Source organism: Nocardia blacklockiae (assembly GCF_015477355.1).
GTDB lineage: Bacteria > Actinomycetota > Actinomycetes > Mycobacteriales > Mycobacteriaceae > Nocardia > Nocardia blacklockiae.
The window spans coordinates 257,215-269,297 of record NZ_JADLRJ010000004.1 but is presented as its reverse complement, the minus strand read 5'-3'; the positions used below and the strand labels follow the sequence as shown (position 1 = coordinate 269,297).

At 68.9% G+C, this 12,083-nt stretch carries 14 protein-coding genes; 6 read left to right on the top strand and 8 right to left on the bottom strand.

Features of this window, described 5'->3' with window-relative positions; translation table 11 throughout:
• The first annotated feature begins 76 nt into the window (after positions 1 to 76).
• Genes IU476_RS14240 through IU476_RS14225 form a run of 4 tightly spaced genes read left to right on the top strand, consistent with a single transcriptional unit; the run spans position 77 to position 3,347 of the window.
• The gene (locus tag IU476_RS14240; RefSeq protein WP_195100309.1) at positions 77 to 400 is read left to right on the top strand and encodes a hypothetical protein; all 324 of its coding nucleotides are present in this window, start codon (positions 77 to 79) and stop codon (positions 398 to 400) included.
• Positions 397 to 1,743, top strand: a complete 1,347-nt coding sequence (locus IU476_RS36790) for a hypothetical protein (protein ID WP_267466446.1) — start codon at positions 397 to 399, stop codon at positions 1,741 to 1,743. The genes IU476_RS14240 and IU476_RS36790 overlap by 4 nt, the downstream gene beginning before the upstream one ends.
• Positions 1,730 to 2,704, top strand: coding sequence for a DUF8176 domain-containing protein (locus tag IU476_RS14230; protein WP_195100308.1), 975 nt, complete (start codon positions 1,730 to 1,732; stop codon positions 2,702 to 2,704). Before IU476_RS36790 ends, IU476_RS14230 begins: the two co-directional genes overlap by 14 nt.
• Positions 2,705 to 2,717: 13 nt before the next feature.
• Positions 2,718 to 3,347 carry a class I SAM-dependent methyltransferase gene (locus tag IU476_RS14225; protein WP_195100307.1) on the top strand — a complete coding sequence of 210 codons (630 nt, stop codon included), beginning with the start codon at positions 2,718 to 2,720 and terminating at the stop codon, positions 3,345 to 3,347.
• 16 nt (positions 3,348 to 3,363) lie between these two features.
• Here IU476_RS14225 and IU476_RS14220 read toward each other — a convergent pair whose 3' ends face one another.
• Positions 3,364 to 5,028, bottom strand: a complete 1,665-nt coding sequence (locus IU476_RS14220; protein WP_195100306.1) for an ABC-F family ATP-binding cassette domain-containing protein — start codon at positions 5,026 to 5,028, stop codon at positions 3,364 to 3,366.
• A 199-nt stretch (positions 5,029 to 5,227) separates the two neighbouring features.
• Between IU476_RS14220 and IU476_RS14215 the strand changes: the two genes are divergently transcribed.
• Together IU476_RS14215 and IU476_RS14210 are read left to right on the top strand one after the other, a co-directional pair.
• Complete coding sequence (locus tag IU476_RS14215) at positions 5,228 to 5,419, top strand: PspC domain-containing protein (protein ID WP_195100305.1); 192 nt, start codon at positions 5,228 to 5,230, stop codon at positions 5,417 to 5,419.
• A 229-nt stretch (positions 5,420 to 5,648) separates the two neighbouring features.
• Positions 5,649 to 5,957: a DUF6802 family protein gene (locus IU476_RS14210; protein WP_195100304.1), complete on the top strand. Its 309-nt coding sequence runs from the start codon at positions 5,649 to 5,651 to the stop codon at positions 5,955 to 5,957.
• Positions 5,958 to 6,000: 43 nt separating this feature from the next.
• Here IU476_RS14210 and IU476_RS14205 read toward each other — a convergent pair whose 3' ends face one another.
• The 7 genes from IU476_RS14205 to IU476_RS14175 all read right to left on the bottom strand — a co-directional run bounded on the left by IU476_RS14205 (position 6,001) and on the right by IU476_RS14175 (position 12,045).
• Positions 6,001 to 6,351, bottom strand: coding sequence for a hypothetical protein (locus IU476_RS14205; protein WP_195100303.1), 351 nt, complete (start codon positions 6,349 to 6,351; stop codon positions 6,001 to 6,003).
• A gap of 21 nt (positions 6,352 to 6,372) precedes the next feature.
• Positions 6,373 to 8,337 carry a hypothetical protein gene (locus IU476_RS14200; protein ID WP_195100302.1) on the bottom strand — a complete coding sequence of 655 codons (1,965 nt, stop codon included), beginning with the start codon at positions 8,335 to 8,337 and terminating at the stop codon, positions 6,373 to 6,375.
• Complete coding sequence (locus IU476_RS14195) at positions 8,334 to 8,630, bottom strand: hypothetical protein (protein ID WP_195100300.1); 297 nt, start codon at positions 8,628 to 8,630, stop codon at positions 8,334 to 8,336. The genes IU476_RS14200 and IU476_RS14195 overlap by 4 nt, the downstream gene beginning before the upstream one ends.
• Positions 8,631 to 8,694: 64 nt before the next feature.
• Positions 8,695 to 9,708, bottom strand: coding sequence for an RDD family protein (locus IU476_RS37050; RefSeq protein ID WP_195100298.1), 1,014 nt, complete (start codon positions 9,706 to 9,708; stop codon positions 8,695 to 8,697).
• 129 nt (positions 9,709 to 9,837) lie between these two features.
• Entirely contained in the window at positions 9,838 to 10,479 is a 642-nt protein-coding gene (locus tag IU476_RS14185) for a hypothetical protein (RefSeq protein WP_195100297.1), read from the bottom strand.
• On the bottom strand, positions 10,472 to 11,701 hold the full coding sequence (locus IU476_RS14180; protein ID WP_195100295.1) for a hypothetical protein: 1,230 nt from the start codon (positions 11,699 to 11,701) through the stop codon (positions 10,472 to 10,474). Before IU476_RS14180 ends, IU476_RS14185 begins: the two co-directional genes overlap by 8 nt.
• Complete coding sequence (locus IU476_RS14175) at positions 11,698 to 12,045, bottom strand: hypothetical protein (protein WP_195100294.1); 348 nt, start codon at positions 12,043 to 12,045, stop codon at positions 11,698 to 11,700. The genes IU476_RS14180 and IU476_RS14175 overlap by 4 nt, the downstream gene beginning before the upstream one ends.
• Between the last annotated feature and the right edge of the window lie 38 nt (positions 12,046 to 12,083).

Below are 12,083 nucleotides of genomic sequence, written 5' to 3'. Positions count from 1 at the left end.
TGTCGGTGCCGCCACGTATGGTGGACGTCGAATCATGATGCGACAGCGAAAGCTTGGGTTTCCGTGAGGGGGAACAGTGAACACGCTGAAGCTCGATCCGGCGGCAATGGCCGCCTACACCACCATCGCGGATACCGTGTCGCAGCAACTGGCGTCGGCGGCGGCCGTCGCCGAGGGCGCCGTGAACCAGGAGCGCCTGTCGGCTGACCTGGGCCTGCTCGGCGCCGATTTCGCCGCACGGTTCACGGCGGCGGTGACCGAGCACGCGCAGGCCCTGTCCACGGCCGGCCAGCTGGTCTCGGCCTACGGCCAGGTACTACGCGGATTCGACACGTCGGTCCAGGGCGGCGACGCGGAGTCGGCCGCGGCCATCACGCGCACCGGGGAGTCCCTACCATGAGGCGCCTGCGGAACCGGCCGACCGAGCCCGCCGCCGCCCCCACGTCCACCACCACTCCCGCCGGCGACCCGCCGATCATCGCGCGCCTGGTGGAACCGCTACTGGCCCTGCGGGCCTCGCTCGGCAGCGGTGCCCCCGTCCCCGACGCGACGATCGCGGCCGCCCTGTCGAACGCCTCCGCCCAGGCCGCCGAGACCGAGACCCCGCACCGCGACGGCCTGCACGCCATCGAGTCCAGCATGGTCGGCCGCACCTCCGACGCGGCCGTGCCCGCCCTGCGCACCACGCAGACCGAGATCGGCGACATCTCCGACCGCGGCCCCGCCTACTTGGCGGTGCTCTCGGCGGCGCAGTCCACCAGTTCGCGTGCCGCGCAGCGGGTGGACGGCATCATCGACGACTTCCGCCGCGACGCGCGCGTCATCCTCGACAACGCCAATTCCGCCCCCGACACCGACGCGGTGATCACCCGCGCCACCCAGGCGCTGCGCGACGCCATCGGCACGGTCACCGCCGCGCGCACCGAAATGGACGACCACAGCCGCCGGCTGGACGAGATGGGCCCGCTCACCGTGTCCACGCCGTCCGGGCTGTCGCAGAACGGGAGCGGCGTCTCCGGGCAGACCTGGTCCGCGCCGGGCCAGTATTCGACTGTGCCGGCGCAGTATTCGGCCGTGCCCGGGCAGGTGCCGGGGCAGCCGGTGGATCCGGCTCTGGCCGCGCAGCTGCAGTTGCAGCAGCAGCTCATCTCGGCGGGCGTGCAGATCGGCACCACGGCGATCAACGCGGGCGTCGACATCGGCACCCACCTGATCGACAAGATCGCCGAGGTCGGCACGCACGCGATGGACACCGTGGCGGCCTCGGCCGACAAGGCGATCACCGAGGCCATCAACCCGGAGGCGGCCGACGGCACGTCGAGCAGCAGCAGCGGCGGCAGCGGGTCGAGCAAGTTGTTCGATTTCGGCGGCGGCAGCGGACATTCGGATCGGTCGTCCACGTCGGGCGCGGTGCCGGGCGGCGCGGTGCTCCCGTCGTCGCCGAGCGCCCCGGCCACGCCCGCGCCCGAGAAGGCCGAGGCCAAGCCCGTTCCCGCGCCGATGCCCTCCCCGGTCATCCCGCCGAGCGACCCGCCGCCGCAGGCGTCGGCCCCCGCGCCGAAACCCGCCGCGCCCGAGCACTCGCCGGGCGCCACCGGCGGTCTCGCGCTGCCGCCGCCGCCCTCCGGAGACCAGGAGCACAAGCCGCGCGGTGAGGGTCAGCTGGGGGTGACGGTCCCGGCACGTGTCGAGGAGACGGTCCCGGCGGCCGTCATCGGCGACTTCGGCGATGACACGATCTGATCCGGACGGTCCGAACCCGGACGACGGCAACCCGTTCGACATGGGGCTGCCCATGGTGCGCATGCCGGCTCGCAAGCCGAAGCGGCGGCGCCCGGGGCGGCGTGGCGCGCGCCGCCGCCGGCCCCCCGAACCCGACATCCCGGAGGCGCTACCCATGGCGGACGGCCGGTCCTACGAGTCGGGCGACTGGGAGCAGTGGCTGGATGCCCCGCCGCCGCAACGGGAGTCGTCGGTCGCGGTCACGCGCTCCGAACCGGCCGATTCGTGGACCGACGATCCGGTCGAGGAGGACCGCCCGGCGCTGCTGCCTGCCCTGGTCGATCGGTCCGGCGGCAATCCGGGTCCGCGGCTGCGGCACCCGCGCCGACGGCACACCGAGAACCGCCGCGCCGACAAACTGGTCGCCGCGTTGATCATGGTCGGCCTGGGCGTCGTGGTGGTGGCGATCGTGCTGACCGTCATCCACACCACCCGCGACCGGACCCCGTCCACGGTCGCGAAACCGTCTGTGGTGCAGGCGATCCCGCCGCGTTCCACCGTCACGGCGGCACCCTCGCCGTCGACGGGCCAACCCGCCACCTTCGCCACGGAGGGCTGCGAGCAGCGGCGCACCGCCGACCTGGTCTCCGGCACCGATCCCGGCGGCACCGGCAACGGCCCCGACGCCATCCTCGCCTTCGAACGCGCCTACTACGTGCAGCGTTCCGGTTTCGCCGCCCGCGCCGTCGTCGCCGACGACGCGACCGTGCCCTCTGCGGAACAGATCCAGCGCGGCATCAACCAGGTCCCCGTCGGCACCCGCTACTGCGTTCAGATCACCCGCGCCACCGCGGACGAAGGCCAATGGGAGGTGCGCCTGACCCAGCAGGAACCCGGCGAGCCCCCGAAGTCCTTCACCCAGACCGTGATCACCCGCACCATCGCGAACCGCACCCTGATCGCCGCGATCAACGCGGGATGAGGGGACGAAGCGATTGAGTGCTTTCGCTTGGAGCCATAACGCCTACTACCACCGGTTGCTTGTGCGGCAGTTGCCTGCCGCGTGCCGCCGCGTCCTCGATGTCGGTTGCGGGACGGGTGCCTTCGCCGCCGAACTGGCCGATCGGGTCCAGCACGTCGATGCCCTCGACCGTTCGCCGGAGATGATCGACCGCGCGCGGCGCGCGGTGCCCGGCAATGTCACCTGTCTTCTCGGTGACGTGCTCGAATACGATTTGCCCGCCGAGGGATACGACGTCATCGTCTCGGTGACGGCGCTGCACCATCTCCCGCTCGAGGACGCACTGCCCGTCCTGGCTCGCACCCTGCGGCCCGGCGGCGTGCTGGCCGCGGTGGTCCTGCCGCGATTCGACCCGCGCGAACTGCCGCTCGAGATCGCCGCGATCGTCGGTCACCGGTTGCTGGCGGTCGTGTTCGCGCTCCTGCGCGCCCTGACCGGCCGCCCCTGGTTCGGTGCGCCGGACGACCCGGCGATGCCGATCGTCTCGGACCCGCCGCTGACCACCCGCCAGGCCCGCCGCGTCGCCGAGGCAGCGCTCCCCGGCGTCCGAGTACGGCGGGTGGTGTTCTGGCGATATCTGCTCGTGTGGCACAAGCCCGCTTAGCGCGAGACCCCGGGCCTTACCGTTCCTCCGTGAGCTGTCCGTGTTCCATCCGCCAGCGTCGGGTGGCGCGGACGCTGTCCAGCATGCGGCGGTCGTGGGTCACCAACAGCAATGTGCCGGTGAAGGATTCGACGGCCTGTTCGAGCTGCTCGATGGCGGGGAGATCGAGGTGGTTGGTGGGTTCGTCGAGGACGAGGAGGTTCACGCCGCGCGCCTGAAGCAGGGCGAGCGCGGCGCGGGTGCGCTCACCGGGGGAGAGGGTGTCGTTGGCGCGCAACGCATGTGCGCCGCGGAGGCCGAACTTCGCCAGCAGCGTGCGCACCTCGGCCTCCGGCCAGTCGGGCACCTCGGCGCTGAAAGTGTCCGCGAGGGTAGCGGTTCCACGAAACAGTCCACGCGCTTGATCCACCTCGCCGACGGCCACACCGGAGCCCAGCGTGGCAGAACCCTTGTCCGGCAGCATCTTTCCCAGCAGCAGGGCCAGCAGGGTCGACTTGCCGGACCCGTTGGCGCCGGTGAGCACGATCCGGTCGCCCCAATTCACCTGTGTCGTCACCGGTCCCAGCGTGAAATCGCCGCGCGTCACGGTGGCCCCGGACGCGGTCGCCACCACCGACCCGCTGCGCGGTGCGGCGGCGATCTGCATCCGCAGCTCCCACTCCTTGCGCGGCTCCTCGACCGCCTCCAGCCGTTCGATGCGGCGCAGCGTCTGCCGCACCTTCGAGGCCTGCTTCTCGGTGGCTTCGGCCCGCATCTTGCGACCGGCCTTGTCGGAGTCCACCTTTCGCGGATCGCGGGCCTTGCGGCGGGCATTGCGCACGCCGTGTTCCATCCAGTTGCGCTGGGTCACGGCGCGGGCTTCGAGGTCGGCCTTGTTGCCGGCGTACTCCTCGTAGGCCTCGCGCGCGTGCCTGCGCGCGATCTCCCGTTCGGCCAGATACGACTCGTAACCGCCGTCGTAGACGCCCACCTGCTGTTGCGCCAGATCCAGCTCGACGATCCGATTCACGGTGCGCGCCAAGAACTCCCGATCGTGGCTGATCACCATCAGCGGCACCCGCACGCCGGTGACGAACCGCTCCAGCCGGGCCAGGCCGTCGAGATCGAGATCGTTGGTGGGCTCGTCGAGCAGCAGGATGTCGAAGCGGGACAGCAGCACCGAGGCCAAGCCCGCGCGGGCGGCCTGCCCGCCTGAGAGCGCGGTCATCGGCGTGTTCAGGCCGTCGGGGAGGCTGTCGATCAGGCCCAGGTCGGCCGCGGTCTCTTCGGCGCGCGGCTCGAAGTCCGCGCCGCCGAGCGCGAGCCAGCGTTCCAGCGCCGGGGTGTACTCGTCGGTGGCGTCGTCCGCGCCGGAGCCCAGCCGTTCCGCCGCCGCGTCCATGACCTGTTGTGCCGCAGCCACTCCCGTGCGCCTGGTCAGGAAGCCGAGCACCGTCTCGCCGGGGACGCGTTCGGGTTCCTGGGCGAGATAGCCGACCGTCGCGTCGGGCGGGCTGAGCGTGATCTCGCCCGTGGGCGCGGTGCGCTCGGACAGCATGCGCAGCAGCGTCGACTTGCCGGCGCCGTTGACTCCGACCAGACCGATCACATCGCCCGGCGCGAGCACCAGATCCAGATCCTCGAACAGGACGCGCTCGCCGTGACCGGCCGACAGGCCGCGGGCGTGCAGGGTCGCGCTCACGACTGCATCCTGCCCTCGACCGGCCGCCGCGCGCACGGGAATTTCGGTTCGCTCACCCCGACGAGTCTGCCGTGCTCGGGGTCGAACCCTGAGTCCGGCCCGGCGAAAATCAGGGTGCGGATCGGTCCGCCGCCCGATGCCGCGCGGCCGGGGCCCGGCGCAGAGTGGAGTCGTAGCGAACGAGAGAAGGAGATCCGACATGACCGCCCCCACCCGCCGCCTCACCCGGTCCCGCAGCGACAAGTGGATCGGCGGCGTCTGCGGCGGCCTCGCCGAGTACTTCGGCTGGAGCGCCACCGTAGTGCGCCTGCTGTTCGTGCTGTCCTGCCTGCTGCCCGGCCCGCAGTTCATCCTGTACCTGATCCTGTGGGTGGTCATTCCCAAGGCGTGACCCAGCGCCATCGTGGCGAACCCTGGCCCCGAAACACCGTGACTGGCAGGAGAATTACCGTCCGGTCCGGACCGGCGGTCGGGTACCCCGCTGGTTATCCACAGGCAACGACCGGATGAGCACGTGATCTCGCTCGCACCGGGTCGGTTATCCACAGCGGGGCTGCGCGAGGCGCCCGGCGGATGTCAGGATGGGACGACATCCGCCGCACGTCCTCGAGGAGCCGCACATGATGACATCGGACGATCTGCCGGGTATGCACCTGCCGGACGTCGATGCGCACTCCGATCTCGGCGGTCTCGGCCCCGTCGAACTGCACCACCCCACCCAGGACATCGACGCCGACGGCATCCCCGACACCGAATCCGTCCAGTCCGCGAACGGCACCGACATCTGGACCGACATGGACCACGACGGCATCGCCGACCATGTCAGCACCATCGATCGCGACGGCGCCTACGCCGCATGGGAATTCCACCAGCACCCGGACGGCACCAGCGAATGGGTCCGCACGGACAAGGGAGAGTTGGGCAAGTAGGGCGCGCACGCACCCCGGGCCACCGGGGTGCGTAGCGTCCGGTTCAGCGCAGCCAGGAGTCCGGCGGGCCGTAGCCCTCCATCCGGGCCTCGTCCGCGTCGGTCCAGTCGGAGGGCAGCACGTAGCCGTCCCGGCTTCGTTCGGTGCCGGTGCGGCGCTCGGCCGCCGCGGTTCTGCTGCGCTCGGCGGCCTCGCGCAGCAGGCGGTCGCGCTCGTCGTCGGCCGGTTGTTCCGGCGGCTCCGGTTGCTGCTCCAGTTCTTTTCGAAGGTCCTCGAACAGCGCCGCGCCGCCGCGCGTGGTGCGCTCGTCGGCCTCGAAGAATTCCTCGCGGACGCCGCGTGCCGCCGACCGGTATTCGGCGAGGATCCGGTCCATCTCCGCCTGGTAGTCCATCTCTGATCGCCTGTCCCGGGCCTACAGCGGCCCTGCTTCGGAAAGTTCCGCGCCGCTGTCGAAGGGTTGCGCCGGTGCGGGTGGCGCGGCCCGCGGTTCGTTGCGGTCGCCCTCGGAGTGGGCACGCGGTGGCGGCATGGTGCCCGGCGGGGGTGCGTGCTGGCCTTGATCGGGGGCGGGCGGTTGTTCGCGGAGTTGGTCCGGTGGGGGTTGTTGTCCACGGGGCGGTTGTCCGCCGGGTGGTTGGTCGCCGGGCTGGTGCTGGCCGCTGGGTGGTTGGTCGCCGGGCTGGTGTTGTCCGCCGGGATCGCCGGGCTGGTGTTGTCCAGGCTGATCGCCGGGACGCCGATCTCCAGGGGGCTGGTCGCCGGGCTGCTGGTCACCCGGCCGGTGATCGCTGGGATCGCCCGGCGCGGGATCCGTCGGCGTCGGCCGGGGATCCTGCTTCGGGTCGCCCGCCGAGTGCTCCTCCGTAGAAATGACCGGCTCGCCGTGCTCGTCGAGCTTCAACTCGTACGTCTTGCCGTGCCCGTCACTGTCCGACATCTCCACTTGCAACTCACCGTGCGGCCCCAACCCGATCTTCATATGCTTGCCGGCAACATCGAATTCCGCCGCGGGCTTACCGTCCTTCCCACCCCCGCCGGAATTGTTCGGATCCGCGGCCGGATCCTGCTGAGAAGCATTGTGCTGCCCCAGAATTCCGTCGAGCCCCTGCTGAATCTGGCTCGACAACGCACTGATCCCCTGCGTCACCGATTGCCCCAGCGACTGCCCGACACCGGACAGCTGACTGAGCCCGGAGAGTACGGAGCTGAGATCGGGCGTGGACGACGCGGCGGTCGTCGCGGCGGGGGTTGTTGCCGCCGGTGTGGTGCTCGGACCCGGGGTCGAGGGACCGGGGGTCGATGGTCCCGGCGTGGAAGGGCCCGGTGTTGAGGGGCCGGGAGTGGACGGTTGGCCGGGTGTGGGGAAGGGCGTCGTGTCGTGGCTGTCGAGCAGAGTCGTCACGGGCTTGTAGGCCTGGCGAATGTAATAGTCAGCAAGAGCGCATTCGTGCACAAAGGCTTTGAACGCTTCCCTAACCGCAGGCCCGAAGTGATTTATCAGCCAGTCTTTACATACTTCTTGAAACTTCGAGAAATTATCCTTCGTATTCAAGTCGGGTAAATGGAACTGCTGAATTACGGTTTGGGTGTGACTACCGAGCCAATCGTTATCTCCTGAGGCCACCGTGATGATCGGACTCACGGGATCTTCGGCACCGTCGAGACGCATGGCGTGTCCGGCGACAGGACATTGCGGCGTATCGAACCCGGCGATGAAGGTCGCTTTGTCCTTGACGATCTGCAGAAGTACTTCCGGCAAACCCTGCAACGCCGCCGAGACAGCCTGGAGATACTGGGTCTGTTGACTTGCGTGAGCGTGGTAGCCGGCCAGATGGTCCGTAGCTGCCACGCCTCCCTTGCCTTGCCATACCTCCGGTACGGCAGTGGCTACTCCGTTCAGATCGCGTGTGATGTCTTCGGCAGACGGATGTGTATCCGTGCCCTTGGCGGCTCCTTGCAGCGTTGTCGAAAGCGTGCGCAGACTTTCGAGATTCATGCTGCGCTGTTGGTTGTAGTACTTGTCCTCGAGCCGCCGAATCTCAACGTCGGGCTCCACAGTCGCATCGATCCGCTCCGCGCCGACAGACTCATTGTCGGCCATCGTCAGAGCGGGCACATCGATATGATCGAAGCCCGGCAGCTGCATCAGACCCCAGACTCGGTGATAGCGAACCAAGGCGAGCCGGAACCATTCGAGGCCGGACGCGCCTTGATCCAGCAGCTTGTTGACGTCGGTAGCGGTGAGATTCGGCTTGTCCTTCCAAATGGCCGAATCGAAACTGCTCTTGCCGTCCTCTTTGAGGAAGCGCCCGAGAGCCAGCTGAGTCGAGGTCAAACCGGCCTGGTAGACCTCGTGATACTGCTGCGGGTTCGTCATGCCGACCCGGTCCCCAGCCCGTCCGTGTTCTGCTGCTCCTGCGCCTGAATCGCGGTGACCGCCTGCCGCATCGCGTCCACCGTCGCCCCCGATGCCTGCGACCACGACTGGAGCATGCCGACGATGTTCTCGACGCCGGTGGCGAGCTTCTGTCCCTCGGCCTGGTAGTCCTGGCCGGCGTGGCTCGCGTCGAATCCGACGTCGGCGATCTGCGTGGCGTGGTTGAGTGTCGCGTCGGTGCCGGGTTCCAGCGCCTGCGCCATGTTCAGTACGGATTGCGGGTCGATCAGCACGGCCCCCTCCTTCTTCCGATCAGATCCCCAGAGCGCCGCTGCGCAGCCGGCCGCGTTCGTACGATCATGTCAGACCAGACGCTCGCCCTGCCAGGCCCGACCCCGCCTGCCGGTAGTCCCGCCGCCGCACCGCGGGCATGAAATAGTCCTCCGGCCGATCCGGCCCGATTCCATTGCCCACGATCGCGAACGGCAGATAGACGTTCAGCAGCCAGGCCGCGAGCAGCCTGCCGAAGCCCGGGAGCTTGCCGGTATCGGGCCGCAAGATCACCAGCCCGAACAGCGCCTTGCCCACAGTGGTATGAAATACCGCCTGCACGACCACCCGGTTCACGAAAGAAGCGAGCAACCAAAGCCCCACCACCGCACCGGTATTCACGCCGAGATGCTTCCAGTCGGCCGCCCGCAGAGCCGCAGCGGAAAACCCCGGACTGGCCGCGATCCCACCCCCGATCCCGCACGCCAGATGAATCGCCACATCCACTACGAAAGCCAGCACCCGGCGAAGTTTGCGAGGCGACGGATAATCCGGATCACTCAACCGACCGTGCCGAACCGGATTGTGCGGGTGGCCTTCCGGGGGTTTCATCCGGGTCTGCCCGTTACCACGCGCCAATTCGTGTCCGTCGGCCGCAGCCCCCGGGTACGTGTCGTCCGGGTAGGCGATCTCCGCCGACTTCGGCGGCTGCGATCGGTACGCATAACGCAGATCGCCGCCACCGGGCCGCGAGATCACTCCGTAGTGCTGCGGATCGCCCGCGAACCACAGCTCGCGGGTGGTGTGATCGACGAGTTTGCCGACGTCCCAGGCCCAAGTGCTGAGGAGCAGCGTGGTCAGCACCTCACCGTGCGGCGCCAGCAACTGGACGTATTCGTACCGGCCGGTCGAGAGGTAGCGCACCGGGTAGGTGGTCCACGGATGCCGCCGCACGCTGCGCACCCTGCGACGCCTGATCCACACCATGCAGACGCCGAGAACACCGACGCAGAACAGCACCACCGACACGACCGCACCGGCGCCCGCGGCCTTGCGCACGGCCTCGGCGCGGCTCGGCTCGTTCAGCCCGATCGCGACCACGCACGCCGGGACGCTCACGATCCCGAGAACCGTTGCCACCCAAGGCCATACCGCGTGTTTGCGCGCCGCGGTCCGGGTGGCGGGCCACGAGATGGCGGGCGCGGGTGCTTGCGTCTCGATCATGAGTTCCTAGAGGTTCAGGTAACCGGCGCGGGCGGCCGACGGCAGTGCGGGCCGGAAGGATACCGACATGGCCATGTCGAAGACCATCTTCCGGAATGCGGGACCGAGTTCGACAGCGGCGGTGGACAATTCGACGGCCGCGACGGCGCTGCCGTCCTCGGCCGGCACCACGGCCTCCAGCTGATAGGTTCGCGCGGCGGAATCGGCGCGGGGAATGCCGGGTAGTTCCGGCGCGGGCAGCTCGGCGATCCGTTCGGAGAACATCATGGGCCTGCCGGCGATATCGATCGGCTCGCTGACCCAATTCTCGTCGAGGTCCCGCCGCGAGTAGACGAGTTCCTTCAGCGCCAATCTCGGATTGATCGGGGTCTTACCGGTCTCGTACACGCAGACGGTCACGCACGAGGTCACCAGTCCGCCCGTCGGCGCGGCATGCCGTCCGACGCCGCAATATCTGGTGTCGTTCGCGGCCAGCGTGCCGAGCAGCGTGGCCACCGCGGGCAGCAGGGCCTCGGTCATGTCCTTCGCCTCGGAGGGCGGCAGGTCTTCCGCCAGATTCCGCACGACGGCCAGTGTGCGATCGATATCCGCCAGCGGCATTGCCAGATAGCCGTCGGGGATCCAGACGTCGACTGTGGTCTCACCCATCGCTGCCGAACACGCTCCCGATCTTTTCCAGCCCCAGGCCCGCCTTGGCGGAACGGGAGAACAGTTCGATACCGGAGAGCGCCGTGCCCGGCTGCCATTTGCTGCCCTGGCTGAAGTCTTGCAGCCACACCGTCGCCTCGCCGGGCCGCGGAATCTTGTCGAGCTGCTTGGACATGAATGTAGGAGCCTGTGCCCCTTCGGCGAAGGACCGCACCGCCGGGCCGAGTTCGCCGGCTTCACGCAGCGCGCCCACGCCTTTGACCGCGCCGCCAACGCCGGGCAGCACCGCCAGCGAATCGAGGCCGACCGTCGTCCCGATCTTCTTCAGCGCGTCGCCGTTGAAATCACCGTGGAAGACGTCGCCGAAAGCACTGCGCACCTCGGGATCCATGAAGTCCGTCGCGAGCGCGCCGGCCCCCGACACCAGCGCGATCACCCCGAATATCGCGTCCGCCGGCGGCGGCGTGACCAGCGCGAGCAGCCCGGTGACCGCCGAGACGCCCGCCAGGATGTCGTGAATCTCCTTGCGGTGGTCGCTGATGAATTTCCCGATGCCCTCGACGGCGTCGGAAATCCGGTCCCAGATGCTCTTGTCCGGCGGGCTCGGCGCGAAATCCTTTGCGGCGGTGTCTAATTCACCGGCGATGCGCCGGGCCAAGTTGCCGTGCTCGGTTTCCAGGTCGTGGGCGCGCTGGATGATCGAATCGATCTGGCCCTGCAGATTGTCGACGGTGGTGCTGGCCGAGCGCACCTGCGCGTTGGCCGCGTCGAGCCGGGATTGCGCGGCGGCGAGCTGATCCTGGTCGGTGAACGTCATATTCGCCAGGCCGAGATCCGGATTGGCCTGTGCCTGCCGCAAAGCGGTGACCGCTTGCGCGTGCTGGGCGCGCGCCGCGGCGGCCTCGGTCTCCAGCCCGCTTGCGGTGTCTTTGAATCCGACCAGGCCGGTATTCCACTCGCCCAGCAGCGTGACCGCCCGTTCCAGCGAACTCTGCGCATAACCGAGGTCCTGCGCGAGCGTGGCGTCGAAATGCGACCGGAACGCCTCGCCGCCGTCGCCCTGCCACACCGAGTCGTTGCTGTTGCGCAGTCTCGTGAGCAGGTCGTTGGTTTCCTTGACCGCCTCGAACGCCGTATTGATCTGCCCGCGCATCCCCGTGACGTCGTCGGGCGCGCCGGGCACCGGGTTGAAACCCAGGTTGGGATAAGGATTCTCGCTCATACCCCGGTCTCCGGAGCCGTCGAGCCGCCCGGCGCGACCGCCTGCTGCAACACCTCCGCGAACTGCTGCTCGACCTGCTGATAAGCATCCCGGCACTGCGCGATCCCGTCCGCGGTACTCCGCGACACCTCCCCGATCCGCTGCACCCCGAAATGCCACCGCCGCTGAAAACTGTCGGCCGCGTCGTTCAACGTCGGCGTCCCGATATCCCCGTGCCCACCCCGCGCCATCACCCCCAACGCATCGTTCAACACCTGCTCCGAATCGCGCAGCGACCGCACAGCCGCACTCAACGCGTCGATATCCACCTGAAGAAAACCCGCCACCTCATCGCCCTTCGTCACCACGCGCGAACTTCCGGGACCGCGTGACTGTTCGATGA

Excerpts from the sequence above, each read along its gene's own strand:
- IU476_RS36790 (WP_267466446.1), top strand. The coding sequence starts at position 397 with ATGAGGCGCCTGCGGAACCGGCCGACCGAGCCCGCCGCCGCCCCCACG.
- IU476_RS14205 (WP_195100303.1), bottom strand. The coding sequence starts at position 6,351 with ATGGACTACCAGGCGGAGATGGACCGGATCCTCGCCGAATACCGGTCG.
- IU476_RS14210 (WP_195100304.1), top strand. The coding sequence starts at position 5,649 with ATGATGACATCGGACGATCTGCCGGGTATGCACCTGCCGGACGTCGAT.
- IU476_RS14215 (WP_195100305.1), top strand. The coding sequence starts at position 5,228 with ATGACCGCCCCCACCCGCCGCCTCACCCGGTCCCGCAGCGACAAGTGG.
- IU476_RS14185 (WP_195100297.1), bottom strand. The coding sequence starts at position 10,479 with ATGGGTGAGACCACAGTCGACGTCTGGATCCCCGACGGCTATCTGGCA.
- IU476_RS14200 (WP_195100302.1), bottom strand. The coding sequence starts at position 8,337 with ATGACGAACCCGCAGCAGTATCACGAGGTCTACCAGGCCGGTTTGACC.
- IU476_RS14180 (WP_195100295.1), bottom strand. The coding sequence starts at position 11,701 with ATGAGCGAGAATCCTTATCCCAACCTGGGTTTCAACCCGGTGCCCGGC.
- IU476_RS14230 (WP_195100308.1), top strand. The coding sequence starts at position 1,730 with ATGACACGATCTGATCCGGACGGTCCGAACCCGGACGACGGCAACCCG.